The organism is Micromonospora sp. LOL_014, assembly GCF_048060245.1.
In the GTDB taxonomy this organism is placed as follows: domain Bacteria; phylum Actinomycetota; class Actinomycetes; order Mycobacteriales; family Micromonosporaceae; genus Micromonospora_E.
The window spans coordinates 22,216-47,970 of sequence record NZ_JBHMIP010000026.1 but is presented as its reverse complement, the minus strand read 5'-3'; the positions used below and the strand labels follow the sequence as shown (position 1 = coordinate 47,970).

Here is a 25,755-nt window from a genome sequence, read left to right as displayed (position 1 = left end):
AGTTCACTCGTGGATTTTCGCTAGTGCATTCGTGGATTTCAGGACTTGAACTCGGCGGTGGCGAACCGCTCGTCGGTGAGCGGGCTGGCCTGCACCCCGATCACGTCCTCGGCGAAGACGATCGCCGGCGGGGAGTGCGAGACCGGCACACCCGGCAGGAACTCCATGATCTCGGCGTTGATGCCCCTGTAAAGCTCGTAGCGGGCCTCGATGTCGGCGGTGCCGTCGGCCTCGGCGAACTTGGCGAACAGGTCCGGGTTGTCGTAGCCCCACTCGTCCTTGGGCCGGTCGAAGAACGTGCCGATGAAGTTGTACGCGTCGCCGTAGTCACCGGTCCAGCCGAGCAGGTGCAGGTCGTGCGCGTTGCCGGAGGTGGTGGCGTTGAGGTAGTCCGGCGACCACTTCAGCGGGATCGGTTCGACGGTGATACCGGCTTCCCGCAGGTCGGCGGCGAGCAGCTCGAAGATGTCCTTCGGGTTCGGCATGTACGGCCGGGTGACCTCGGTCGGGTAGTGGAACCGCAGCGTGAGGTCCGAGTGGCCGGCGTCGGCCAGCAGCTCCTTGGCCTTGGCCACGTCGTAGTCGTAGGTGGTGACGCCGGAGTTCCAGCCCTCGACGGTCGGCGGGACGAACTGGGTGGCGACCTCGGCACCCGGCGGCATCTTCGAGTCGACCAGCGCCTGACGGTTCAGCGCGTGGGCGATCGCCTGCCGGACCCGGATGTCGGCCAGCGCCGGGTTGCCCTGCTGGTTCATCGCCAGGTAGAGAACGTTGAACGCCGGACGGGTGAGCACGTTGAAGCCGTCGTCCTTGAGCGGCTGCACGTCGGCCGGGCCGACCAGGTCGTAGCCCTGGATGCCGCCGTTGCGCAGCTCCTGCTTACGGGCGTTCTCGTCGGAGATGGTCCGGAAGATCAGCGTCTTGACCTTCGCCTTCTCACCGGTGTAGTCGTCGTTGCGGACCAGGGTGAGGGTCTTGTTGGCGATGTCCCAGCTGTCGAACTTGAACGGCCCGGTGCCGGTGGGGTGCTCCAACGCGTACGCCGGGTAGGAGATGTCGTCGGCGCTGCCGGTCACGTCGCTGGCGTTGTGCTCCTGCAGCGCCGTCGGCGAGTGGATGGAGAACGACGGCAGCATCAGGGCCGCCGGGATCTTGCTGGACACCCGGGTGAAGGCCAGGTCCACGGTGGTGTCGTCGACCACGGTGCACGACTCGAACAGGCTTTCCGGCAGGTCTTCGCTCTCGTTGTTGGCGAAGCCGCCCATCACGTCCTGCCAGTAGGCGGTGACGTCGGGGCTCTGCATCAGGCCGGTCGCGTTGTACCAGCGGTCGAAGTTGACGCAGACCGCCTCGGCGTTGAAGTCGGTGCCGTCGTGGAACTTGACGCCGGACTTCAGCTTGAACGTCCACACCGTGCCGGACTCGTCCGGGGTCCAGCTCTCGGCCAGACCGGGGGTGATCGCCGTACCGCCCTCCTCGGGACGGACCAGGGTCTCGAACATCTGCCGGGCCACCCGCAGCGACTCGCCGTCGCTGGCGAAGCTGGGGTCGAGGACCTTCGGGTCACCGGCTACGCCGAAGACCAGGGTGGCATCGCTGGAATCGCCGGAGTCGTCACGCTCGCTCTCGGCGCAGCCGGCTAGGGCAAGCGCCGCGACCGCGACGGCCGCGATGGCGGCCTTCGGCCTGGGTGCACGCATGGGTGCTTCACCTCGTCCTTTGGGTACGGACAACGTAGTGACGGGGGTCACCGATGGCGAGACCATAGCCGGCGTTCGGCGCGACCGGAAACCAGCCGGAACGCGGTTGGTACCGGATCGTGTCTTAACTGTCCCGTCAACGACGATCGGACCTTACAGCGCCGATGATAGGTCAGATATGTCCAGAATTGAGCTATACCAAGTTGTTACATGTTTCGCGTGTTTCGCCGGCCCGGTGTCAGACCGAGCGCCGGCCTTCGAACGCCCTGCCCAGGGTAATCTCGTCGGCGTACTCCAGGTCGCCGCCGACCGGCAGGCCACTGGCCAACCGGGACACCGCGATCCCCATCGGCTTCACCAGCAGCGCAAGGTAGGTCGCGGTCGCCTCGCCCTCGGTGTTCGGGTCGGTGGCCAGGATCAGCTCTTTGACCGTCCCCGAGCCCAATCGCAGCATCAGCTCCCGGATCCGCAGGTTGTCCGGGCCGACCCCCTCCAACGGATTGATCGCCCCACCGAGCACGTGGTAGCGTCCCCGGAACTCACCGGTGCGCTCGATCGCCACGACGTCCTTCGGCTCCTCGACCACACACAGCACGTCGTCGTTGCGCCGCTGGTCGCGGCAGATCCGACAGTGCTCGGTCTCCGCCACGTTGAAACACACCGTGCAGAACTTGACCAGGTCCTTCACCCGGCGTAGCGCGGTTACCAGCCGGGTGACGTCCGCCGGGTCGGCGGAGAGAATGTGGAACGCGATCCGCTGGGCGCTCTTCGGCCCCACGCCGGGCAGCCGGCCCAGCTCGTCGATCAGGTCCTGGATAGCGCCTTCGTACATCTGCGGCGGCTCAGAACCCGGGTAGCCCGAGACCGCCGAGGCCGCCCGTGACCGGGCCCATCTTCTCCTCGGTCAGCTTGCGGACCTCGTCGTTGCCGTTACGGACCGCGGCCAGCACCAGATCCTCCAGCGTCTCCACGTCCGCCGGGTCCACCGCCTTGGGGTCGATCTTGATGGACCGGATCTCACCGACGCCGGAAAGGGTCACCGTGACAAGGCCCCCGCCGGCCGCGCCGGTGACCTCCGCCTCGGCCAGCTCGGCCTGAGCGGTCGCCATCTGCTGCTGCATCTTCTGCGCCTGCTTCAGCATCTGCTGCATGTTGGGCTGTCCACCGGGGCGCACGGCACCGCTCCTTCGATCAGTGTGGCCGGACCGTGGCCAGCCTAGTCCGTCCCGCCGGATCAGCAGCGCCCGGCACGGAAGCCGCACACCTGGTCACCGCGAATCGGTCTCGGTCACCGCGAATCGATCTCGCCGATCTTCTCCGCGCCGAGCGCCTGACGCAGCAACTGCATCGCCTGCTCCTCGCTGCTCTGCCGGGCGGTCTGCTCGTCCACCACCTCGTCCAGCGGCTCGTCACCCGGGTCGAAGCCCTCGTAGACGGGGCCGCGCGGCGGCCCGGACGCGGCGCCGGACCGCACCGGCCCGTCGTAGTCCGGGTCGTACGGCGGCTCCTCGGCGGACGACCCGTCGGCCCAGACACCGCCCCCCGCCGACGGTGCCGGTCGGCCAGCCGTCGCGGTCGCCGGCCGACCGACCGACCGCGACGCCGGGCCGTTCTGCTGCCCCGGGCCGCTCTGCTGCGTCGGTGCCGGCCGGTGCCCCGGCCCAGGGCCGGTGGACGCGCCCCCACCACCCGGTCGGGCACCGTTAGCGGCCTGCCTGGTGCCGCCCGGCGGTGGGCCACCACCGGACGGGCGGTCGTTCACCGGCGGGGCGTTGCCGCCGCCCGGTCGGGCCGGTTCCGGCCAGTCGGAGTCGTCACCGCCGCCGGCCGGCTGGCGACCACCGGGGCGGCTCGCACCCGGCCGGCCGGCAGCCCCGCTACCCGAAGCCGCCGCGCGGGCGGCGCTGGCCGCAGCCGACCGGGTGGCGGCCGGCGGGCCGGCGGTGGCCGGACCGTTGGCAGGTGGGCCGGCGGCGGGTGGCACCGGGCCCGACCGGGCCGAGCTGGCCCGGGCCGGACCGGACGCCGCACCGGCGGTCTCGCAGCGGATCTGCCACCGAACCCCGAGCGTCTCGTAGATGGCTTCGAGCAGCAGGTCCGGCGAGGCGGACAGCATGGTGGCGTGCACGCTGTGCCGGAAGGTGAGCACCAGCACGTCACCGTCGACCTCGCGTACCGTCGCCTCGCGGACCACCGCGGCGGCCCGCTTGCTCCGGTTGCCGACCATGGCGAGGATCTGGTCCCAGGACCGCCGGACGGTTGCCGCGTCGAGCGCGCCCGGCGCGGCCGGGGCCGGCTGCGGCTCGGCGACGGCCGGGTCGGGCATCACCGCTTCCGGCGGTACGGCCGGCGCGGCGGCCGGTGGTCGCTCAACCGCCGGCGGCGCGGCCGGCATTTCAGCGGGAGGCGGCGCGGCGGCTGGTGGTCCGGCCGGTGCCACGGCGGGGCCGGCGGTCGGCGCGGCGGCGGGAGCGGAGGCCACCGGCGCAGCAGCAGCCATTGGTACGCCGGCTGCCAGCCGACGCTCCATCCGCTCCATCCGCTGCAGCAGCGCCCCGGTCGACTCCTCGGCCCCGGGCAGCAGCATCCGAGCGCAGACCAGCTCCAGCAGCAGCCGGGGCGCGGTGGTGCCGCGCATCTCCACCAGGCCGTTGTGCACGGTGTCGGCGCACCGTGACAGGGTCGCCGGGCCGAGCCGCTCGGCCTGGGCGGTCATCCGGTCGATCTGGTCGGGCGGCCCGTCGATCAGCCCTTTGCTGACCGCGTCCGGCACCTGCTGCAGCACGATCAGGTCCCGCAACCGCTCCAACAGGTCGGAGGCGAACCGGCGGGGGTCGTGCCCGGCCTCGGCGACCCGGTCGACGGTCGCGTAGGCGGCGGCACCGTCGCCGGCGGCGAGGGCGTCACACATCTCGTCCAGCAGTGCGCTGTCGGTGACGCCGAGCAGGGCCACCGCCCGCGGGTAGCTGACCCCCTCCGGGCCGGCACCGGCGATCAGCTGGTCGAGCACCGACAGGCTGTCCCGGGCGCTACCGCCGCCGGCCCGCACCACCAGCGGGAAGACCGCCGGGTCGACCTTGACACCCTCGGCGGAGCAGAGCTGCTCCAGGTACGGCCGCAGCACCCCCGGCGGGATCAGCCGGAACGGGTAGTGGTGGGTCCGCGACTTGATCGTGCCGAGGACCTTCTCCGGCTCGGTGGTGGCGAAGATGAACTTGACATAGTCCGGCGGCTCCTCGACCAGCTTGAGCAGCGCGTTGAAGCCGGCCGACGAGACCATGTGCGCCTCGTCGATGACGTAGATCTTGAACCGGCTGCTGGCCGGCGCGAAGAAGGCGCGTTCGCGCAGCTCACGGGCGTCGTCGACGCCGCCGTGGCTGGCCGCGTCGATCTCGATAACGTCGATCGAGCCGCTGCCGTCGGCGGCCAGGGCGCGGCACGAGTCGCACTTGCCGCACGGCTCCGGCGTCGGCCCCTGCTCGCAGTTGAGCGAGCGGGCCAGGATTCGGGCGCTGGAGGTCTTGCCGCACCCGCGCGGCCCGGAGAAGAGGTACGCGTGGTTGAGCCGCCCGGTCCGCAACGCCTGCGACAACGGCTCGGTGACGTGCTCCTGGCCGATGACCTCGGCGAACGTCCTCGGCCGGTACTTGCGGTAGAGCGCCAGTGCCACCCTCACCGCCTCCTTCCGACCAGGCAGGGTTCCACGCCGGGAGCCATTCTGCGCGGGCGGGCCGGCGACCGCCACCCCGGGGGCAGGTCCCCCGGCCGGCCCGGAGACGAAAGGCCCCCCGTGCACCCGCCAGAGCTCGCTTATCCTTGCTGCCTTCCGGCCCTGGGGAGGTTCACGAGATGCACGCCGCACGAGGGGTTGGCCCCACTGTACCCCGGGCGGTGGGCGGCCGTCGGCGACCCCGGCCCGTGCTGACCGCCACGTCCGCAGCCTGTATCGTGTCGGGCGGAGGATTCGCCTAGAGGCCTAGGGCGCACGCTTGGAAAGCGTGTTGGGTTCACACCCTCACGAGTTCGAATCTCGTATCCTCCGCTCACTGAGCAGCCACAACGCCGCTGGCCGGTCCCGAGACGGGACCGGCCAGCGGCGTTCGCACGCCTCGGCGTCTGGGACGCTCCCTGCCGCTACACGACGAGGTCAGCCACCGACGTTCAGAATCATTCCGCGAATGGCCTGTGTCGCAGGAGACCCCGTTGCCTGGTCGAGCGGCTACGCCTGCCGAGGTTCAATGGCAAGGGTCGCTACCTGGTCTGCGGCGGAATCGGTGCACCACTGGCAGTCGCGCCACAACCCACACATGTACGGCGGCCCAGGCCGTCACCGCTAGCCCGCCGGTGCGACCGATCACCGGGTAGGGGTACGTCCGAGCACTCTCGACCAGCGCGAGAACCCGCCGTTGCGTCGGCACGGCATCCGCCACGATGAGCTCCTGGAGCCCGTCGGTGGGCAGGAACGCCTGGACCGCCAGCCAGCAGAGGTAGCCAGCTATCAGCACACTGACCACCGCCCAGCCCAGCAACCGAGGATTGGCCACCACCTCGCCGGGCCCGGTCAGCAGCAGCAGGCCGACCAGTGCGGCGGTCACGCCCATACTCGCCAGTAGCAAGGCGCACCACGCGGTCCGATGGTGCACCGCCGCCAGATCGAACAACTCTGCGTTGGTCGCCGCCCTCGATGCGCCATCGTCCAGGGACCGGTACCCAGCCGCCCTGGTGAGAGCCGCAGCCGGCACCAGCAGCGCACCGCCGACGGCTAACCAGATCGACACCCTAATGCGCGACTCGCCCCACTCCACACCGGTCGACTTTAAGCCCACCATTCTCAGCCGGCTTCACGAGATCGGGCCACCGGCGACTGCAGGCACCTGATCGGATGCGTCTCAGCTGACCGTCTCCGGCGTGTCGCGTCGATGGAGCGCAGCGGTTCATGAGCCTACTCAGCAGATTTCGTCGCTGCTACCGGCATGGGACCGGCCAGCAGCGTTCGCACAGCTCTTCGCCTGGAGTATCAGCATCGGACCCAGCCGCCGGGTCAGGTCACGTCAGTCAGACCTGCAGCACAGAAGACAGGGAAGACCATCGATGCACTGAGGTCTCGATGATCGACGATCGATCCGGCGGACCGGTGCCAGATGAAGGGCTACCAGCCGAAACCCGACGACGGATGATCGAACTACTCGCCGCCGAGTTCGGCGCGGCGCGGCAGGCCGCTGTGGCCGGCGGTGCGGACCCTGACGAGTTGGCCGAGAACGTCGACGACCGCCGTCGTACCGTGGAATCGATTCCGGAGCCGGATGACCGCGACGATTGTCGTTAGCCCAGACGACACAGCGCAACGGCACACCATCGCGTCCAGCCGACCGGACCGGAATCCTCCGTGACCACCGAGTCGGCATCGGCCACCGAATACGATGTGGCACGCGGCGGCGCGGGTGGCTCTTTCATCGGCCGCGCCGCGGAGCACGCCCCGGCTGACCGGACTGCTGACCGAGGCGGCGGGCGGTGCCGCCGCGACGGTCTTCCTCGGCGGTGAGGCCGGCGTCGGGAAGAGCCGGCTGCTCGAGGAGTTCGCCGCCGGCACGGGTGCCGAGGAGATGGACCGGTCACCCGGTGGTGGACCGGCCGCTGACGAGCGGGTCGACGCCCTGCTGGCCGACTCTGCGGCGATCGACCGGATCGCCAGCGCCGTCGTCGAGCTGATCGCCGACCGATGAGGACCGGTGCGCCGAAACGCCCGGCCGATCCTCGCGGACCTGCCGGGCGTTCAACTAGCAGGATGGTCGCCTGCTCAGTGGCGGTGGCGGCGGGATTTGAACCCGCGGAGGGCGTGAACCCTCACACGCTTTCGAGGCGTGCTCCTTAGGCCACTCGGACACACCACCGCCGAGTAGGCTACCTGAAGCGCCTGCCGACCGTCACGGCGGTACCGCCCGAGCGTGGGCAGCACCGGCCGCACTGGCAGGATCATGGCCATGAGCACGCATATCGGAGCCAAGCCCGGCGACATCGCCGAGCGGGTCCTCATGCCCGGAGACCCGCTGCGCGCCAAGTGGATCGCCGAGAACTTCCTCGAGGACGCCACCTGCTACTCGAACGTGCGCGGCATGTTCGGCTTCACCGGCCGATACGCCGGGACGCGAGTGTCGGTGCAGGGGTCGGGAATGGGCATGCCGTCGGCGTCGATCTACGCCCACGAGCTGATCAACGAGTACGGGGTCCGGACGCTGATCCGGGTCGGCTCCTGTGGCGCGCTGGCCGAGGATCTGCAACTGCGGGACGTGATCGCGGCCAATGGATCGTCGACCGACTCGAACATGAACCGGGTGCGGTTCGCCGGGCTGGTCGACTACGCCCCGGTGGCGGACTTCGGTCTGCTGCGTACGGCGGTCGACGCGGCCCACCGGCACGGTGTCGACCTGCGGGTCGGCCCGGTCCTGGCCGCCGACTCGTTCTACACGGACCGGCCGGACCTGTACGACACGCTGGCCGACTACGGGGTGCTGGCGGTCGAGATGGAGACTGCGGCGCTGTACACCATCGCCGCCCGGTTCCGGGCCCGCGCATTGACCATCCTCACCGTGAGCGACCACATCCGTACCGGCGAGAAGATGAGCGCGGACGACCGGGAGCAGACCTTCAGCGAGATGGTACGCATCGCACTGGACACCGCGATCGCCTGACGCCACCGGGTTCGGCCGACGATACCGGCGGGCCGCCCGGCTCAGCGAAAGAACGCCCGCAGCGCAGCGGCGCACTCGTCGGCCAGCACCCCGGCGTACACGGTCGGCCGGTGGTTGAGGCGGCGGTCGCGCACGACGTCCCACAGCGATCCGACGGCACCGGTCTTCGGCTCCCACGCGCCGAAGACCACGGTCGAGATCCGGGCCAGCACCACCGCGCCGGCGCACATGGTGCACGGTTCCAGGGTGACCACCAGGGTGCACCCGTCGAGCCGCCACCGGCCGAGCCGGGCGGCGGCCCGGCGCAGCGCGAGGATCTCGGCGTGCGCCGTCGGGTCGCCGGTCAGTTCGCGTTCGTTGTGGGCGACCGCGAGTTCGTGGCCGGCCGCGTCGTAGACGACCGCACCGACCGGCACGTCAGCCGCACCGACGGTTACCTCTGCCGTGCCGGGCGGCACACCGACCGGGCGGGCGCCGGCGGTCGACCCGCCGGCCACCGACAACGCCCGCCGCATCCAGCTCTCGTGCAGCGGGTCGCGGTGCCGCCGGGCCGTCGGCACGCCGTCGCCCCGCCCGGTCACGCCGTCGCCCCGCCCGGCCTCATGCCTCGCGCAACTCCTCGATTTCGTCGCCGCAGCCGACCGTCTGGCAGATCTCGGCGGTCACGTCGGCCGGCAGCATGCCGTCACGGGCGCACAGTGCCAGCAGCCGTCGGGCCGACAGGCCGAGATCGGCGAGCAGGTCGGCGTCCCCGACCGGCTCCGCGTCCGGGTCGGCGGCCGGCTCATCGTCGTCCTCCTCGTCGGCCAACGCGTCGACGTCGTCGGAGTCGTCCAACGGGTCGCCGACCAGGTACCCACCGGCACGGGAGCCGGCCGGTGCGGCAGCGGCGGCGGACATCGAGCCGCCGCCGGCACCGACCACGACCGGTTCGAGGTCTACCTCGACGGCCGGAGTACGGATGTCGCCGATCAGCAGCGCGCCCAGCCGCGACTCCTCGGCGAACGCGGCGTCCGAACTGAAGATTCGCAGATCCTCGCCCTCGTCGAGGCGCAGGATCACCAGGTAACTGTCGTCCGATTCGACGAACAGCAGTGACACCTCGGCGTCGGCATCGACCTCACGAAGCCGGTCGACCACCTCGTCGATGTCGGCGACCCCACCGAGGTCGAGCTCGGCGCCGGACCAACCGGCCGGGCCGCGTACGGCAGCGGCAGCAAAATAGGGCACGGTCCCCCCAATGGTCCCTGCGGTTACCGGGCGGCGCGGCATCCCCGCCGCCGTCGGTGACCGCCGATTCTGTCGTCAGAATGACGGTATCGGCTCAGGTCGGTCGTTGACCCCGCAACGCCCCGAACAGTCACTGACCGGCAGGGACGGGCGCGCCTCAGCGCGTCGACGTTCGGTCAGATGAGGCGTTCGGTCAGTTGACCAGTCGGCGGGCCGCAATCAACTCGCGCAACTGCTGCCCTCGGACCTTACGGGGCCGGATCCGTTCGCGGCCGAGCTTGGCGCCGGCAAGCTCGGCGAGGATTTGCAGTCGGCGCCGATTCCGCTCGGAATCGAGCCGGTGCCCGGTGTTGGCCATGCCGCCGAGCGTGCCGACCGCCGCCGTGTTCGTCAAGCCCGGAATCCGCCCACCGCCGGTCACCACAGTGGCCAGTCGCTGGTCGCCGCCCAGTGTGTGGCGAGCGCCACAGTCGTGATGCTCCAGCCGGCCGACATGGCGAGTGCGATGCCGGTCGCCACGCCCCGGTCGCCGACCCGGGCGAGCAGGATCGCGACGGCCCAGGCGAGTGCGCCGCAGAGCAGCGTCGACAGGGCGTACCCGCGCAGGTCCTGGCCGATCAGGCCGGTCAGCAGCAGCCACAGCGCGGTGGCCAGCGCCCCGAGCGCGACGGCTCCCGGGCGTACCGGGTGCGGCTCCCGGTAGGTCGGCCGGGACGGGGCCGGTGGCCATGCGGGCGCGGCCGGAAACATCCCCGGCGGGTACGGGTGCTGCCCACGTGGTGAACCCCAGCCGGCCACCGGCGGGTGCCAGCCGGCCGGCACACCGGGCCAACCCGGCGGGCTGGTCGGTGCGGGTGAGGGCCAGTCGATCGGCCGGTCCGGCATCTCGTCCCTCCCTCCTGCGGCCGGGGCGGCGGCTCGCGTCGGTCCACCAACGTGCCAAGTCAGCGTACCGACGACGGCTGCCCGACCGCGCCCTGGCTCGATGTGGCAGAGTCACCGCGTGCGAGTGGCGGTGATCGGGCTGGGGCTGATCGGCGGCTCGGCGCTGCGCGCGTTCGCCGCCGCCGGACACCGGGTTTTCGGGTACGACGCCGATCCCGCGACCCGGGCCACCGCGCGTACCGCCGCCGCGCGGGCGGCACCCGGCGCGCGCTGGCAGGTCGCCCCGACGGTACGGGACGCGGTGGCCGACGCCGATCTGGTGCTGCTGGCGGTGCCGCTGCCGGCGGTGGGTCCGGTACTCGACGAGATCGCCGCGGTCGGCTACTCCGGGCTGGTCACCGACGTCACCTCGGTCAAGGAGCCGGTGCGGCGGCTGGTCGACCGGCGGCTGCACCGCCAGCACGACCGGACCGCCGGGTTCGTCGGCGGCCATCCGATGGCCGGTCGGGAGACCTCCGGGTTCACCTCCGCCGATCCGAAACTGTTCACCGGCTGCGCCTGGGTGCTCTGCCTGGAGCCGCCGGTGACCTCGGTCGACGACTGGCTGACGGTGGCGACAGCGGTGACCGGGCTGGGCGCCCGGGTGGTACCGGCCACCGCCGAGGAGCACGACCGGGCCGTCGCGGCGATCAGCCACGTACCACATCTGCTTGCGACCGCCCTGGCCGCCACCGCGGTTACGGACCCGCTCGCCTGGTCGTTGGCCGCCGGGTCCTTTCGGGACGGCACCCGGGTCGCAGCCAGCCGGCCGGAGCTGGTGGCGGCGATGTGCGGCGGCAACGCCGGGGCGGTCCGGGCCGCCCTGGACGAGGTGCTCGCCACCCTGACTGCGGCCCGGGCGGCGCTGGACGCGCAAGACCCGGTGCAGGCTCTGGTGCCCTGGCTGACCCCGGGCAGTTCGGCCCGGGGCGGCTGGCCACCACAGCCGGGCCGGCCGCTGGAGCTGCCGGCCCGGCCGGACGCGCTGCTGCGGCTGGGGCGAGCCGGCGGTTGGATCACCGCCGTGGCCGAGGACCGACGTACCGTGACGGCGGTCCGGCCGGCGCCGGTCGACTGACCCGGCCCGGCTGGCCGGCGGTGGACCGGCTTTCTACCGGCGGCGGCTCAGATTTGTTCGCCCCGGTCGAGCCGGATCACCCGGCGGTCGGTGACAACGGCGGTCACCAGGTCGGCGGGCGTCACGTCGAAGGCGGGGTTGACCGCGCCGGCCCCGGCCGGCGTGGTCCGGGCAGCGGCGAAACTGACCACCTCGGCGGATCCCCGGTCCTCGATCTCGACCTGTGCGCCGGTGGCGGTCGCCGGATCCACCGTCGATTCGGGAGCGACCACCACGAACGGCAGTCCGGCCCGCCGGGCGCCGAGCGCATGGGCGTACGTGCCGATCTTGTTGATCGTGTCGCCGTTCGCACAGATCCGGTCGGCGCCCACGACGACCGCGTCGACCCGGCCACGGGCCATCAGGAACGGCCCGGCCCCGTCAACGGCGACCCGGAAGTCGACCCCCGCCCGGTCGAGTTCCCAGGCGGTCAGCCGGGCACCCTGCAGCAGCGGACGGGTCTCGCTGGCGATCACCGATTCCAGCCCGCCGCGTCGGTGCAGTTCGACGACGACCCCGAGCGCGGTTCCTCCGGTAACCGTGGCCAGCGCGCCGGTGTTGCAGTGGGTCAGCAGCCGGCACCGGGGCGGGCAGAGCTGCCCGAGCAGGTCGGCCCCGAGCCGGGCCATCGCCACCGACGCCGCCTCCTCCTCGTCGCGTAGGGCCACTGCTTCGGCGAGTACGGCCGACGGGCTCTCCGCGAGCCGGGCCGCCGCCCGGTCGACGCCCCGAGCGAGGTTGACCGCGGTCGGCCGGGCGGTGCGCAGCCGGTCGACGGCGGCGGCCAGCCGGTCCGGTTCGTCGTGGTGCAGCCGCCTGGCCAGCGCCACTCCGAGTGCACCGGCAACGCCGAGCGCCGGCGCGCCGCGTACCGCCAGGGACCGAATCGCGTCGACCACCTCCTCGACGGTGGACAGCCGCAGTACGGTGGTCCGGTCCGGCAACGCGGTCTGGTCGATGATCTCGATGGCGTCGTCGACCCAGTCGATGGTCCGCATGCGACGACCTTAGTCGGCTCCGGCCGGGCGACAGTACCGCCGAAGGGGCCTATGGTGACCGGTGTGAGCAATGCCCGGGACCCGATCGCCGACCTTCGTCGGATCGCTTTCCTGCTGGAGCGGGCCAACGAGGCGACCTACCGGGTACGCGCGTTCCGGTCCGCCGCCACGGCACTGGCCGGACTGCCCGCTGCCGAGTTGTCGCAGCGGGCTGATACCGGCACGTTGACCGAGTTCGCCGGGGTAGGCGAGGTGACCGCCCGGTGTGTGGCCGAGTCGCTGGCCGGCGAGGAGCCGGTCTATCTGCGCCGGCTGCTGGCTACCGAGGGCACCGACCTGGACGAGGCGGCGGCGGCACTGCGCGCCGCGCTGCGCGGCGACTGCCACACCCACTCGGACTGGTCCGACGGCGGTTCGCCGATCGAGGAGATGGCGTTGGCCGCGGTCGAGCTGGGCCACGAGTACCTGGTGCTGACCGATCATTCACCCCGGCTCACGGTCGCCCGCGGGTTGACTGCCGTCCGTCTGCGGCGCCAACTCGACCACGTCGCGGCGCTCAACGCCGCCCTGCCGGAGGGGTTCCGGATCCTGACCGGCATCGAGGTGGACATCCTGCCGGACGGCTCCCTCGACCAGTCCGACGAACTCCTCGACCGGCTCGACGTGGTGGTCGGCTCGGTGCACGCCAATCTGCGTGACGACCGGGCGCGGATGACCCGACGGATGCTGACCGCGGTCGCCAACCCCCGGCTGGACATCCTCGGTCACTGCACCGGTCGGATGGTGACGTCCCGGCCGCCGGGGGTGATCGGCCCCGGCGACCGCGGCCACCGACGGCGGTCCCGGCCGCCAAGCGACTTCGATGCCGAAGCGGTCTTTGCCGCCTGCGCCGAACACGGCAAGGCCGTCGAGATCAACTCCCGGCCGGAGCGGCAGGACCCGCCGAAGCGGCTGATCCGGCTAGCGGTCGAGACCGGCTGCCTGTTCGCCATCGACACCGACGCCCACGCGCCGGGTCAGCTCGACTGGCAGCGGTTCGGGTGCGCCCGGGCCGCGCTCTGCGGTGTCGATGCCGACCGGGTGGTCAACACCTGGTCGGCCGGGGAGCTGGTCAACTGGGCCGCTGCCCATCACTGAACCGCTGTCCGGCAGCGGGCCGCCGGGCAGCGGGCCGGAACGGGCCGTTCGGGGCGGCCCGGTGCCCTGTGCGATGGCCACTCCGGCCAACACGATCAGCGCCCCGACCGGCTGGTGCCAGACCAGCCGCTCGCCGAGGACCGACACCCCGGCCGCGACCGCGACGACCGGCACGACATAGGTGACCGTAGCCGCCGTACTGGCGCCGACCAGCCGGATGTTGCGCATGTGGATCACGAAGGCCAGTCCGGTGCCGACCGCCCCAAGAATCAGCACGCTCACGATCACCGCCGGGGAGAGCCGGGTCGGCGTCGGCGGGGCCCCGGCAACGATCGGTGCGACGACGGCCAACTGGCCGGTGGCCAGGATCAGCTGGGTCGCGGCGAGCGCGACGCCGCTGTCGGACCGGCCGGCGACAAACCGCTTCTGGTACGGGATCGTCGCGCCGTAGCAGGCGGCCGCGCCGAGACACATCAGCTGCCCGGCGAACTGTCCCCCGCCGACGCCCTGCCAGACCCCGAGCACCACCAGCACGCCGACGAAGCCCAACCCGGTGCCGGCCAGCCGGCGGGCCGTCATTGCCTCGGTGCGGAACACCAGCGCCGCCAGCGGCAGGGCGATCAGTGGGGTGGTGGCGTTCCAGATGCCGGCGAGCAGCGACGGGATCCGCTGCTCCCCGTACCCGATGAGGGTGAACGGCAGGGCGACCCCGACCGCCGCGACGACGCACTGGTGCAGCCACAGCCACGGATCCCGGGGCAGCCGGTCGCCGATCAGTGGCAACACGATCAGCAGGGTGAGCGCACCGGCGGCGACCCGGGCCAGGGTCACGTGGATCGGATGCAGCTCGGCGATGCCGATCTTGATCAGCAGGAAACTGGTGCCCCAGATTCCGGCGAGCAGCAGAAAGCCGGGCAGCCAGCTGGCGAGCCGGGGACCGGGTGGTGGGCCGGCCGAACCGGGTTCCTGCATTCCCGTTCCCCCTTTCGGCTGCGCCGGCCCCACCGACCTGCCGCGTAGGGTCATCAGCATGGGACGTGTGGATGACATCAGCAACAGCTTTGTCGAGCAGTGGGCGCGGCTGAATCCGACCGGAGCCACCTACATCGGCGTCGACGGGTACGACGACCAGCTCGACGACCTGTCACCGGACGGGTACGCCGAACGCGCCGCCCTGACTCGCGACACGTTGCGGCAGCTCGGTGTCGCCGATCCGGAGTCGGAGGCCGAGCGGGTGGCCCGGGACGCGATGGCGGAGCGGCTCGGGCTGGAGCTGGCCCGCTACGAGGCGGGCGAGGAGACCAGCGAGCTGAGCGTCATCACCAGCGGTCTGCACCAGCTGCGCCAGGTCTTCGACCTGATGCCGACCGAGGGCACCGATGCGGTGGCCAACATCGCCGCCCGGCTGGACAATTATCCACAGGCTCTGGACCAGGTACGGGTCACCCTGCTGGACGCGGCCCGGGCCGGGCACGTGGCACCCCGGGCGCAGATGCTCAAGGTCGCCGACCAGTGTGACGTCTGGACCGACCCGGAAGCGGACGACTTCTTCCACGCCCTGGTCGGCCGGCTGTCCGCTCCGGCCGCCCTCACCGCGGACCTGCGCCGCGCGGCCTCGGCGGCCACTGCGGCGACGATCGCGTTCGGCCGGTTCCTGCGTACCGAGCTGGCCCCGTTGGGGCGGGACACCGAGGCCGCCGGCCGGGACCGATACGAGCTCGCCTCCCAGTACTTTCTGGGCGCGCGGATCGACCTGGACGAGACGTACGCCTGGGGCTTCTTCGAGTTGGATCGCATCGAGCAGGAGATGCGCCGGGTCGCTGCCGAGATCGCCGGGCACGGCGCCAGCATCGACGACGCGGTACGCGCCCTGGACGCGGACCCGGCGCGGACCATCGCCGGTGGTGAGGCGTTCCGCGACTGGATGCAGGCGCTGGCTGACAAGGCCATCGGGGACCTGCACGGCTCCCACTTCGACATTCCGCAGCAGATCCGGCGGATCGAGTGCTGCCTCGCGCCGACCAGCGACGGCGGCATCTACTACACCGGGCCGAGTGAGGACTTCTCCCGACCGGGCCGGATGTGGTGGGCGGTGCCGCACGGGCTCACCGAGTTCTCGACCTGGCGGGAGGTGACCACGGTCTACCACGAAGGGGTGCCCGGACATCATCTGCAGATCGGTCAGACGCAGGTCCGTGCCGATCTGCTCAACCGCTGGCAGCGGCTGCTCTGCTGGTGTTCCGGGCACAGCGAGGGCTGGGCGCTGTACGCGGAACGGCTGATGGACGAGCTGGGCTACCTGGCCGACCCCGGTGACCGGCTCGGCATGCTGGACGGGCAGGCGCTGCGGGCGGCCCGGGTGATCGTGGACATCGGCCTGCACCTGCAGTTGACCATCCCGCCGAACTCGTTCAACTTCCATCCCGGCGAGCGGTGGACTCCGGAGCTGGCGTGGCAGTTTCTGCGGGCGCACTGCCAACTGCCGGACGAGATCCTGCGGTTCGAGCTGGACCGGTATCTCGGCTGGCCGGGGCAGGCGGCGGCGTACAAGGTCGGGGAGCGAATCTGGCTGCAGGCCCGAGCCGACGCCCGAACCCGCAAAGGTGCCGCCTTCGACCTCAAGGAGTTTCATCAGGCAGCGCTGGACCTGGGCGTACTCGGTCTCGACCCGCTGCGGACCGCGCTGGCCCGGATCTGACCACCGGCCCCGCGAGCCACGCCGAGGGCGGGGGGCCGGCTCAGCCGAGCGCGGCCATCAGGTCCCGGCAGGCCTGCTCGCACCGACGGCAGGCCTCGGCGCAGACCTGGCAGTGCTCGTGCTCGCTGGCGTGTAGCTGGCACTCCTCGCCGCACGAACGGCATGCCTGGATGCATGCCTGCAGCATCACCCTGGTGGTGTTCGCGTCATAGCCGGTGTGCCGGGAGAGCACCCGGCCGGTGGTGGCGCAGATGTCGGCGCAGTCGAGATTGGTGCGGATGCACTTGACCAGTTCGGCGACCGTGTCCTCGCTCAGGCACGCATCAGCGCAGGCGGTGCAGGCCTGAGCGCAGTCGAAGCAGGCGTCGATGCAGTCGGCGAGTGCCTGCTGGTCGACGTGTCCCAGATCGAGCGGATAGGTTTCCAGCATCTCGGTTGCTTGCGTCATGGTGACCTCCACAGGTGTGACCGTTGAGGTCGGGTACCCGCTGCCCGGCCCGACTAACACCGGACCGGCCGACACCGGTCGGGCAACGGCCGGTCAGTCAGGCAGCCGCAGTGCCGCCCAGACCGTCTTGCCGTCGGCGAATCCGGCGTACCCCCAGTCGCTGGCGAGCGCCTCGATGATGGCCAGCCCTCGACCACGGCCGGGTGCCGGACCGGGCCGGGGCCCGGTGGCCGGTCGGGGCAGCTCGGCAGCGCGGTCGCGGACGCTGATCCGGATCGCTCCGGCCTGCCGGGTGGTAGTGACGTCCAACTCGGTGCCGGCATGTTCGACCGCATTGCTGACCAGCTCGGAACCGATCACCATCGCATCGTCGAGCAGAGCGGTCAGGTGCCACGAGCGGCAGGCACCGCCGATCAGTCGGCGGGCCTGTCCCGGTGAGTGCGGGTGCGGAGGCAGGTATTCGTGCCACCGGTACGCGGACCTTGGTGCTGATTCGACCAGTTTGGTGGCATCGATCACGCTGTCCTGCACACTCACCAGGTCGCCCATGCTGTGCCGGGCGAGCCGGCCGGTGGGTGAGTCGGGCCGGGCACACAGGTGCACCACCGGACGGTGGCTGGCGTCGCCGCCCTGCACGATGGCGAAGACCCGCAGCCCGATCGGGCTGGCCACGGTCACCTCGTCCAGCTCGACGAGCAGCGCCAACGGCTCCTCCAGCAGGCAGCGGCGCAGCACCGGGGCGAGCCGGACCAGTTCGGTGTCGGTCAACGCGCCGGTCAGCCGGATCCGGGTGACACCGCTGGCGAGGTCACGCGCCACCAGCCAGGTGAGGGTGTTCACCCGTGGTCCCCGTTGTCCGGTCTACCACCGTAGACGGTTCCGGTGTGGTCCTGCGGCACGATGCCAAGCAGTGGCGCGACTCCGGTCACCCGCAGCACCCGGGCGACGATCGGCTGCGGGTTGCGGACTATCAGGATCTGACCCTGACCGGCGGCCGCGTGATGCGCGTCGACCAGTTCCTTGACCGCACTTGAATCGATCAGTGTGACGGCGTCCAGGTCGACGATGATCCAGGTCGCCTGCCTCCGGTCGACCACCTGCACGGCAGCACTGAGCTCTCCGGTTGCGGTCATATCCAGCTCGCCGGAGGCTTCGATGACGCAGTGCCCGGCTTCGGGTGACGACACCCGGATCTCGTGCATGCTGGTCTCCGTCTGGCGGGTCGCGACTCCGACCTGCGGTGGCGCCCGTAGGCCCGCGCGGCGGAGTTGGGCTGCTCGAAGCGCCCAGCCTACGCGACGCCACCCGCCCGCTGCGGACAGACCGGGAGACCACCGATTCGGGTTAGCGGACCACCTAGTCGATCATCACACTGGGTGAGAGATCGTTGACTGAGATTAATTTCTGTCGATATGATCCGGGCGCCGTGGGACCAGTGTTCCCAGATTCACGAGGAGTCCCCCATGCCCGTATTCACCCGCCTGCCGGAGATCGTCCCCACGCTGTTCCGCGTGGTGGTCGGTCTGCTGTTCGCGCTACGCGGTACCGCCTCGATCTTCGGGATCTTCGGCGGCTTCCGGGGCACCGGTGAGGCACTGGAGATCGGCGTCTGGCCCGGGTGGTGGGCCGCGCTGATCCAGCTCGTCGGCGGTCTGTTGGTCCTCACCGGACTCGGCACCCGGGTGGCCGCCGTCATCTGTTCCGGATCGATGGCGTACGCCTACTTCGTGGTCCATCAGCCGGACGCACTTCTCCCGCAGAACAACGGCGGCGAACTCGCCGCGCTGTTCTGCTGGGCGTTTCTGCTGGTGGCCGCGCTGGGGCCAGGCCGGTACTCGCTCGACGCCATGTTGAGTCGACGCCGTACGGCCGCCACGCCGGCACCGGAGCCCGCGACGGTCTGATCCCGCGGCAGCAGCCGGACCCGGCAAGGCCGGTACCGCCCGGCGGACCAGTCAAGGTCCGCCGGGCCGTACCGTTTCTCAGGGCCACTTCTCAGCACTGCTTCTCAGTGCTGGCGAACCGGGCAGCTCACAGCCGGGCGCACTGCCCGGACACCGGGCCCTGCACCGTGTTCACTCGGTCCTCGTCAACCGGCATCGGGCTGTTGCCCTGACAGTGCAGCGGGCCGCGGATCGTGTTCCCCGCGACCACCACCGGCAGCTCGTCGTGCTTGTTGTTGACCAGCCGGACCGGACCGGAGATGTCAGCGCCGTCCAGCCGCAGACCGCCGTCACCACCAGTCACCTCCAGCGGACCCCGGATGGTCACCCCGGTCAACGCCACCGCCCCGGTCACGCGCAGCAGGGCCAGCGGCCCGGAGACGCTCGTGCCGGTGAAGCTGACCGCCGCCGGACGGTTCGCGGTGAGCGGACCGTTGATCGCACCGTCAGTGGCGAGCAGCGTCGCACCCGGGCGGACCGTGACCGGGCCGTTGACCGTCGCCGACTCCAGGCAGTAGGTCATCCCCGCCTTGACGATCAGCCCGCTGTCGTGCTTGCCGGTGACCGTCACGTCGCAGGTCGGTCCGGGCTGGCCGATCGCCGACCGCGTCTTGATGTCCGCGGTGACCGGCGAGTTCTCGGCGAAGTACGCGACCAGCATGGTCAGGTCGTTGTCCCCGGTGGTCGAGGTATCCGTGCCGTCGGCCAGGGTGGTGAAGTTGTCGCCACCCGCCGCCAGGAACGAGTTGACCGTGACCCGGTAGGTCCCGGTCGGCGACACCGGCTGACCGTTGAGGGTCATCGAGGTGATCCGCTCGCCCTGCGGCAACGTCGGGTCGTACGTGTAGAAGAAGCCCTCCGACACGCCGAGCCACAGTAGCGGACGCGACGCCCCGGCCGGCTGCCACTGCTCCTCCAGCACCCGCTTGACCTGGGCACCGGTGTAGGTCCGGGTGACCATGTCGTTGGCGAACGGCTGGGTCGAGAACGCCTCCGCGAAGGTGACCACGCCGTCCTCGCCGGACAACAGGTCGGCCCGCAGCCCGCCCGGGTTCATGAAGGCGATCTGCGCACCACCCCGACCCGGCTCCCGGGTCCCGGCGAGCTGCACGTCGGCGATGAAGTTGCCGAGCACCGACTCCTTGCCCCGGTCCTCGTTGCCGTTGGTGTACGCCCGGGTGATGTCGGCGGTGATCGAGCCCAGCGGCCGCTGGCCGAGCACCTCGGCGTTGGCCTTCGCCGCCGCCACGATGTCGGCGACCTCCTGGTTGACCGGCGCGCCGACCACGTCGACTATCTCGACGGTGTCCGTCTCGACCGTCCCCGCCTCGACGTCCACCTGCAGCACGATCCGGCCGAGCTTCTTTCCGTAGTCCTCGGCCTGCAGCACCGGCCGGGTCTCGTCCGTGCCGGGCACCGGCACCTCGAAGGCGTACGGCTGGTGGGTGTGCCCGCTGAAGATGACGTCGACCTCCGGAACCGTCCGGGTGAACGGACCGAACACCGGGTCGCTCATCAGCGCCTCGGGCGAGTCGATGTTCTCCGTGGCCGCGCCCTCGTGGGTGAGCAGCACCACCACGTCCGCCTCGCCGTTGCTCTCGTCGCCGTCCTTGAGCGCGGTGGCGACCAGGTCGGCCTCGGGTGCCGGCGGGCGGAAGGTGAGCCCGGCGATACCGTCCGGGCTGACCATCACTGCGGTCTGCTCGGTGACCACACCGATGTAGCCGACCCGGATCCCGCCGATTTCCTGCACGTGGAAAGCCGGCAGCGCCCGCTCGTCGTCGCGGTACACGTTGGCGCCGAGCTGCGGGAAGTCCGAACGCGGGATCACCCGGTCGGTCAGGTCCGCCATGCCCTTGTCGAACTCGTGGTTGCCGACCGCCGTCACGTCGAGACCGGCGGCGCTGAACGCGTCGAGGGTCGGGTTGTCGTCGTCGATCGCCGAAACGAACGTCGACGCGCCGATGTTGTCACCGGCCGAGACGAACACCGTGTTCGGGTTGGTCGCCCGGTACTGGTCGACCAGCCCGGCCACCTGGGCCACGCCGCCGACCGGCTGCCCGTCGACCGTACCGACGGATTCGAGCCGGCCGTGGAAGTCGTTGATCCCCAGCAGCTGCAGCTCGACCGGACCGCCGGCGCCGGTGTCCAGCCCGATGATGATCGGGTTGTGGTCGCTGGCCCGGAACGGACCCGGGTCGAAGAAGTTCGGGGAACCGTTGTACTGGAAGGCGTACGACTCGACCGCGTTGATCTGCCAGACGTCGGCCCCGGTGACCCGGGCGGCCAACGACGGCGAGGCCAGCGCGTGGTCCAGCGAACCCGACTCACCGGCGAACACGTAGGTGCTGCGTCCGGTGTCGTTCAGGTTGACGTAGTCGGCGTCGTAGAGGGCCCGCATCGGGTCCTCCTGGGTGTACGAGTTGAAGTCGCCCAGCAACAGTACGTCGTCGCTGCCGCTGTCGGTCACCAGCCCGTCGACGAAGTCGGCCAGCGCGGCGGCCTGCCGGGTCCGGTCACCGTTGTACGCGCCCTGCCCGTCACCGGTGTCGACGTTGTCGCCGGTCGGCGGCGTCGACGTGCTCTTGGACTTGAAGTGGTTCGCCACCACGGTGAAGGTCAGCTCGTCGGCGGTGAACGTCTGCGCGATCGGCTCCCGCGCGTTGAACCAGACGCTCTCGTCGTCGACCGACCGGGACGGCCCGACCGGGGTCACCGCAGCCGGCTTGAAGATGATCGCGTTGCTGATGAAGTCCTGCTGGGCGGCGCCCGGCAGGTCCGCCGGGGAGCGGACGTAGTCCCAGGTCCCGGCACCGTCGGCGGCGTTCAGCGCGCCGACCAGCCGGACGAGTGCCTTCTCCGGCTCGCCCGGCGCGAACCGCACCGAGTTCTCGATCTCCTGCAGGCCGACCACGTGCGCGTCCAGCGCGGTGATCGCCGCAACGATCTTCGCCTCCTGTTTGGCCAGCGCGGCCTCGTCGGCCGCACCACGCGCATCGCCACCGAAGTGGACGAAATAGTTCAGCACGTTGAAGCTGGCCACCCGGATGTCGCCACCGACCGGAGCCGGGGCGGCGGTACGCGGGTTCGTCACCTTGAACGTGGTCCGCTCGGTGGCCGGGGTGTCCGCGTCGACCGGCAGGGTCGGCTGCAGCCGCCACTCGTCGAAGCCGTACGACAGCACGCTCGGCCCGAACGCCTCGACCGAGTCACCGACCCGCAGCGGCTGGTCCGGCGAAACGTACGGCGGGGCGATGCCGGCGTCGGCCAGGTTGGTGGTGCGGCCGTCGTCAACCAGGATCCGGTTGAGCCGGTTGTCGGCGGCGATCCGCTCGGCCTGGGCGCTGCCCGGCTGCGCCACGTCGGTGGGGATGACCGCCGGGGTGTCACCGGCGGTCAGCACGACCTCGCCGTACCGGTTGGTGTTGTAGACCTCGGCGACGGCGAAGTCACCGACCGGGGCCACCAGCATCGACTCGACGGACTCCCGGTCGCCGGCGGCCAGTGGCAGGGTCAGCGCGACCGGGGTGGGCAACGGATTGTCCCGGTCACAGATCTGCACGTCGGTCCGCGCGCCGATGCTCACCTGGGTCAGTCCGAAGTACTCACCGGCGTGGCCGGTGACCCGCACCCGGTCACCGATCGCGACCCCCGGGTGGTTGGCCGGGTTGCTGGTCAGGTAGACGAAGATCCCGTCGCTGGCGGTGCCGGCGGCAGCCGTACGGGACCCGCCGGTGCCGGCGGTCTGCAGGTAGACGCCGTTGTAACCGCCGACGCGGTGGTCGGCGACGACGATGCCCTCGACGGTCACCTCGGTGCCGGCCAGCGGCGTGCTGTCACCGGTGCCCTGCACCTCGGCGATGCTGTTCGTCACCGTGACGTCGCAGCCCAGCTCGGGGTCCGGGTCCGGGTCCGGGTCGCCGGTCCCGTTACGGACGCCGAAGGTGTTCGCCACCGGCTGCCGCCAGTCGCCGTCGACCTTCTGCAACGAGTGCCCGGCCGGGGTGTCGGAGGCTTCCGCGACACCGATGTCGACACTGGCCGTGCCGTCGGCGGGGCCGCCGGCCGCGGTCAGGGTGCCTTCGTAGCTGAGAAACTCGACCACGGAGCCGGCCGGGTCGACCAGGGCCACCCCGTCCGGGGACCCGTTCTGGATGCCGTTGGCGGGGTACTCGGCGACGACCACGCCGGCCGCGGTGACGGTGCCCGCGAGGGTACGGGTGTCGTAGACGGTGCCGTTGCTTCCATTGTAGAGGACGATCTGCCAGCCGGTCAGGTCGAACTCGGCCGGGGCTTCGATCTCGATCGCCTCGCCGGTGTCGGTGCCGGCGTTGTCGTAGTGGATCTCGCTGATGAACGGGTCACCGGCGGCCGGTGCGGCCATGGCAGCGGCACTGCCGGGCACGCTCAGCGCGCCGGCCCCTACGACCGCGGTGATGATCTTCCAGGTGGCTATGCGTCTGTGCTGGCGCATGTAGGCGTTCCTCCGGTCAGAGGGTGAGTTCAGTAAATCTAGGAGACGCGGGTTTCGAAGCACAGACGGGTCGGTGGTGACCTGCTAAACATTCGGGTCCCGTTACCCCTTCGTGACAAGGGACGGTCCGGCGACACCCAGATCAGGACATCGATCGTTCATCTCGACGTCGCCGGCAGGTCGCACACGCGTTCGCGGACGGTCCCGGTCCGCTGCATACCGTCCCGGTGCCAGCGACGCCGTCCCGCCCGGACCGCCGCTGGCAGAACCGGTCCGCGCGCCGCGCACGATGCGGCACCGGACCGGGCGGCCCGCTTCCGACCGAGCGAGGATCACATGTCAATCGACCATGACAGCCAAACCCACACCGACCCGGACGACATCAGCTCGAACCCGTCCGGCAACCGTCCGTTCCGTGCGGTGCTCGCCGCCCGCGCCGGCCGCCGCGACATCGTCCGCAGCGGTACGGTGATCGCCGCCGCGGCCTTCCTCGGCGCAGCCGGCGGTGCCCTCGGCACCGACGCGCCGGCCAGCGCCGGCGGCCACGGGCACGGCAAGGGCAAGCCCGGCCGGCGTGGTCTGCTCGGCTTCGACCCGGTGCTGCCGAACACCGACGACGCCATCACCGTCCCGCCGGGCTACACCGCCGACGTGCTCATCCCGTGGGGCACCCCGCTGCGCAGCCGGGGACCGGCCTGGCGCAAGGACGCCACCAACACCGCCGCCGAACAGGCCGAGCAGGTGGGCAGCCACCACGACGGCATGCACTTCTTCCCGCTGGGTCGCGGCCCGCTGGGCAGCCGCCGAGGCCTGCTGGTGCTCAACCACGAGTACGTCGACCGGACCCTGCTCTACCCCGACGGCGACGCGGAGATGACCCGGGAGAAGGTCGACAAGGCACTCGCCGGCCACGGGGTCAGCGTCGTGGAGGTGGAACTGTCGCGGGGCAGGTGGCGCAACGTCGACTCGCGGTTCAACCGTCGGGTCACCGGCACCACCCCGGTCGTCTTCTCCGGCCCGGTGTCCGGCCGGCACCCGGCGCTGCGCTCGAACAACCCACCGATGGGTACGTTGAACAACTGCTCGCACGGAGTCACCCCGTGGGGCACCTACGTGGCCTGTGAGGAAAACTGGAACGGGTACTTCGGCACCGAGGACCCGCAGTGGTCACCGACGCCGGAGCAGGCCCGGTACGGCGTGAACGCCGCCGGATTCGGCTACCGCTGGCACTTGGCCGACCCGCGCTTCGACGTGGCGCGCAACCCCAACGAGCTGAACCGCTTCGGGTGGCTGGTGGAGATCGACCCGATGGATCCACGCTCCACCCCGGTGAAGCGGACCGCCCTCGGCCGGTTCAAGCACGAAGGCGCCACCTTCTGGGAGTCGCGCGGTCGGGTCGTCGTCTACAGCGGCGACGACCAGGACGGTGACTACCTCTACAAGTTCGTCGGTGACGGCCGGTGGCGGATGCAGCGGGCGCTGGGCCGCAGCCCGCTGGACCACGGCACGCTCTACGTCGCCCGGTTCGACGACGACGGCAAGGGCGTCTGGCTGCCACTGAAGCACGGCAAGGGACCACTGACCAGGGCGAACGGCTGGCACGACCAGGCCGATGTGCTGCTGCGTACCCGGGAGGCGGCCGACGCGGTCGGCGCCACCCCGCTGGACCGTCCGGAGTGGGTGGCGGTCAACCCGAAGAACAACGACGTCTACCTGACCCTGACCAACGGCACCGGCTCGCCCGGTGCGGTCAACCCGCGTACCCCGAACCCGTACGGGCACATCGTCCGCTGGCGCGAGCGCGGCCGCGACAACACCGCGACCAGCTTCGAGTGGGACGTGTTCATACTGGCCGGTGACCCGGCGTACGACCCGCAGGTGCAGCTCGACGAGACGAACATCTTCGGCTCGCCGGACGGGATCTGGTTCGACGGTGACGGACGGCTGTGGATTCAGACCGACGTGTCGAATTCGACGCAGAACCGGGCGGACCGGGGCCACGACAACATTGGCAACAACGCGATGCTGGCCGCCGACCCGCGTACCGGTGAGATCCGGCGGTTTCTGGTCGGCCCGCGCGGCGCGGAGATCACCGGTGTGGTCACCACCCCCGACCAGCGGACCATGTTCATCAACGTGCAGCATCCGGGCGAGTCCACGACGTACTGGGGCAGCCCGACGCCGGAGGACCCGCGGGCGGTGAGCAACTGGCCCGACTTCGACCCGGCCGGCCGGCCCCGGTCGGCGACCGTGGTCATCCGCAAGGCCGATGGCGGCGTCATCGGCACCTGACCGCTCCGGTCCACCTCTGCTCAACATCCGAGCCCGACGTGCGGGCTCCGGGAGCCGCGGCCGATCTCGCCGACCGGCGACCCGGCCGCCAGCCGGTTGCCGGCG

The 25,755-nt window shown here is 71.0% G+C and carries 22 protein-coding genes, 2 tRNA genes, 1 other RNA gene and 1 pseudogene; 9 read left to right on the top strand and 17 right to left on the bottom strand.

Annotated elements, in window-relative coordinates:
• Positions 1–38: 38 nt before the first annotated feature.
• From ACFHW1_RS21840 to ffs, 5 genes are all read right to left on the bottom strand, one after another.
• The gene (locus ACFHW1_RS21840; RefSeq protein ID WP_416556607.1) at positions 39–1,700 is read right to left on the bottom strand and encodes an ABC transporter substrate-binding protein; all 1,662 of its coding nucleotides are present in this window, start codon (positions 1,698–1,700) and stop codon (positions 39–41) included.
• A gap of 238 nt (positions 1,701–1,938) precedes the next feature.
• Positions 1,939–2,532: a recombination mediator RecR gene (gene recR / locus ACFHW1_RS21835; protein ID WP_416556606.1), complete on the bottom strand. Its 594-nt coding sequence runs from the start codon at positions 2,530–2,532 to the stop codon at positions 1,939–1,941.
• Positions 2,533–2,542: 10 nt separating this feature from the next.
• Positions 2,543–2,851, bottom strand: a complete 309-nt coding sequence (locus tag ACFHW1_RS21830) for a YbaB/EbfC family nucleoid-associated protein (protein ID WP_416556621.1) — start codon at positions 2,849–2,851, stop codon at positions 2,543–2,545.
• 137 nt (positions 2,852–2,988) lie between these two features.
• Positions 2,989–5,370, bottom strand: a complete 2,382-nt coding sequence (locus tag ACFHW1_RS21825; protein WP_416616025.1) for a DNA polymerase III subunit gamma and tau — start codon at positions 5,368–5,370, stop codon at positions 2,989–2,991.
• A 109-nt stretch (positions 5,371–5,479) separates the two neighbouring features.
• Positions 5,480–5,570, bottom strand: an RNA gene (gene ffs, locus ACFHW1_RS21820) — signal recognition particle sRNA small type.
• Positions 5,571–5,657: 87 nt separating this feature from the next.
• On the opposite strand from ffs, the gene ACFHW1_RS21815 reads away from it, so the two are divergent.
• Positions 5,658–5,742: transfer RNA gene (locus ACFHW1_RS21815), tRNA-Ser, on the top strand.
• Positions 5,743–5,935: 193 nt separating this feature from the next.
• On the opposite strand, the gene ACFHW1_RS21810 is transcribed toward ACFHW1_RS21815, so the two are convergent.
• Positions 5,936–6,478, bottom strand: coding sequence for a hypothetical protein (locus ACFHW1_RS21810; protein ID WP_416556605.1), 543 nt, complete (start codon positions 6,476–6,478; stop codon positions 5,936–5,938).
• A gap of 329 nt (positions 6,479–6,807) precedes the next feature.
• Here ACFHW1_RS21810 and ACFHW1_RS21805 point away from each other — a divergent pair, with 329 nt between their 5' ends.
• Both ACFHW1_RS21805 and ACFHW1_RS21800 read left to right on the top strand, forming a co-directional pair.
• A complete protein-coding gene (locus ACFHW1_RS21805; protein WP_416556604.1) occupies positions 6,808–7,026 on the top strand; it encodes a hypothetical protein in 219 nt (72 codons plus the stop codon).
• Between the two features lie 115 nt (positions 7,027–7,141).
• The gene (locus ACFHW1_RS21800) at positions 7,142–7,423 is read left to right on the top strand and encodes a hypothetical protein (RefSeq protein WP_416556603.1); all 282 of its coding nucleotides are present in this window, start codon (positions 7,142–7,144) and stop codon (positions 7,421–7,423) included.
• A 78-nt stretch (positions 7,424–7,501) separates the two neighbouring features.
• Here ACFHW1_RS21800 and ACFHW1_RS21795 read toward each other — a convergent pair.
• A tRNA-Ser gene (locus ACFHW1_RS21795) sits at positions 7,502–7,591 on the bottom strand.
• A 90-nt stretch (positions 7,592–7,681) separates the two neighbouring features.
• Between ACFHW1_RS21795 and deoD the strand changes: the two genes are divergently transcribed.
• A complete protein-coding gene (deoD, locus tag ACFHW1_RS21790; RefSeq protein WP_416556602.1) occupies positions 7,682–8,389 on the top strand; it encodes a purine-nucleoside phosphorylase in 708 nt (235 codons plus the stop codon).
• A 41-nt stretch (positions 8,390–8,430) separates the two neighbouring features.
• Here deoD and ACFHW1_RS21785 read toward each other — a convergent pair whose 3' ends face one another.
• From ACFHW1_RS21785 to ACFHW1_RS21770, 4 genes are all read right to left on the bottom strand, one after another.
• On the bottom strand, positions 8,431–8,904 hold the full coding sequence (locus ACFHW1_RS21785; protein ID WP_416616024.1) for a nucleoside deaminase: 474 nt from the start codon (positions 8,902–8,904) through the stop codon (positions 8,431–8,433).
• A gap of 85 nt (positions 8,905–8,989) precedes the next feature.
• Positions 8,990–9,619 (bottom strand): tRNA adenosine deaminase-associated protein, encoded by a 630-nt coding sequence (locus ACFHW1_RS21780; protein ID WP_416556601.1) that lies wholly within the window; start codon positions 9,617–9,619, stop codon positions 8,990–8,992.
• Positions 9,620–9,812: 193 nt separating this feature from the next.
• Positions 9,813–10,013 (bottom strand): hypothetical protein, encoded by a 201-nt coding sequence (locus ACFHW1_RS21775; RefSeq protein ID WP_416556600.1) that lies wholly within the window; start codon positions 10,011–10,013, stop codon positions 9,813–9,815.
• 23 nt (positions 10,014–10,036) lie between these two features.
• Positions 10,037–10,369 carry a hypothetical protein gene (locus ACFHW1_RS21770; RefSeq protein WP_416556618.1) on the bottom strand — a complete coding sequence of 111 codons (333 nt, stop codon included), beginning with the start codon at positions 10,367–10,369 and terminating at the stop codon, positions 10,037–10,039.
• Positions 10,370–10,604: 235 nt separating this feature from the next.
• Here ACFHW1_RS21770 and ACFHW1_RS21765 point away from each other — a divergent pair, with 235 nt between their 5' ends.
• Positions 10,605–11,621, top strand: a complete 1,017-nt coding sequence (locus tag ACFHW1_RS21765; protein ID WP_416556599.1) for a prephenate dehydrogenase — start codon at positions 10,605–10,607, stop codon at positions 11,619–11,621.
• A gap of 47 nt (positions 11,622–11,668) precedes the next feature.
• Here the strand turns inward: ACFHW1_RS21765 and mtnA are convergent, their stop codons facing one another.
• Complete coding sequence (mtnA, locus tag ACFHW1_RS21760; RefSeq protein WP_416569254.1) at positions 11,669–12,658, bottom strand: S-methyl-5-thioribose-1-phosphate isomerase; 990 nt, start codon at positions 12,656–12,658, stop codon at positions 11,669–11,671.
• A 63-nt stretch (positions 12,659–12,721) separates the two neighbouring features.
• On the opposite strand from mtnA, the gene ACFHW1_RS21755 reads away from it, so the two are divergent.
• On the top strand, positions 12,722–13,795 hold the full coding sequence (locus ACFHW1_RS21755; protein ID WP_416616011.1) for a PHP domain-containing protein: 1,074 nt from the start codon (positions 12,722–12,724) through the stop codon (positions 13,793–13,795).
• 132 nt (positions 13,796–13,927) lie between these two features.
• Here the strand turns inward: ACFHW1_RS21755 and ACFHW1_RS21750 are convergent.
• Positions 13,928–14,767: pseudogene (locus ACFHW1_RS21750) on the bottom strand (DMT family transporter); the annotation flags it as partial.
• Between the two features lie 58 nt (positions 14,768–14,825).
• Between ACFHW1_RS21750 and ACFHW1_RS21745 the strand changes: the two are divergent.
• Entirely contained in the window at positions 14,826–16,493 is a 1,668-nt protein-coding gene (locus ACFHW1_RS21745; RefSeq protein ID WP_416556596.1) for a DUF885 domain-containing protein, read from the top strand.
• A 40-nt stretch (positions 16,494–16,533) separates the two neighbouring features.
• On the opposite strand, the gene ACFHW1_RS21740 is transcribed toward ACFHW1_RS21745, so the two are convergent.
• From ACFHW1_RS21740 to ACFHW1_RS21730, 3 genes are all read right to left on the bottom strand, one after another.
• The gene (locus tag ACFHW1_RS21740; protein ID WP_416556595.1) at positions 16,534–16,941 is read right to left on the bottom strand and encodes a four-helix bundle copper-binding protein; all 408 of its coding nucleotides are present in this window, start codon (positions 16,939–16,941) and stop codon (positions 16,534–16,536) included.
• Between the two features lie 93 nt (positions 16,942–17,034).
• Positions 17,035–17,781: an ATP-binding protein gene (locus ACFHW1_RS21735; protein WP_416556594.1), complete on the bottom strand. Its 747-nt coding sequence runs from the start codon at positions 17,779–17,781 to the stop codon at positions 17,035–17,037.
• Positions 17,778–18,143, bottom strand: a complete 366-nt coding sequence (locus ACFHW1_RS21730) for an STAS domain-containing protein (RefSeq protein ID WP_416556593.1) — start codon at positions 18,141–18,143, stop codon at positions 17,778–17,780. The genes ACFHW1_RS21735 and ACFHW1_RS21730 overlap by 4 nt, the downstream gene beginning before the upstream one ends.
• A 261-nt stretch (positions 18,144–18,404) precedes the next feature.
• On the opposite strand from ACFHW1_RS21730, the gene ACFHW1_RS21725 reads away from it, so the two are divergent.
• Positions 18,405–18,845: a DoxX family protein gene (locus ACFHW1_RS21725; protein WP_416556592.1), complete on the top strand. Its 441-nt coding sequence runs from the start codon at positions 18,405–18,407 to the stop codon at positions 18,843–18,845.
• A gap of 127 nt (positions 18,846–18,972) precedes the next feature.
• Here ACFHW1_RS21725 and ACFHW1_RS21720 read toward each other — a convergent pair whose 3' ends face one another.
• Entirely contained in the window at positions 18,973–23,358 is a 4,386-nt protein-coding gene (locus ACFHW1_RS21720) for an ExeM/NucH family extracellular endonuclease (protein WP_416616010.1), read from the bottom strand.
• Between the two features lie 336 nt (positions 23,359–23,694).
• Between ACFHW1_RS21720 and ACFHW1_RS21715 the strand changes: the two genes are divergently transcribed.
• Positions 23,695–25,650: a PhoX family protein gene (locus ACFHW1_RS21715; RefSeq protein ID WP_416556590.1), complete on the top strand. Its 1,956-nt coding sequence runs from the start codon at positions 23,695–23,697 to the stop codon at positions 25,648–25,650.
• Positions 25,651–25,755: the final 105 nt, after the last annotated feature.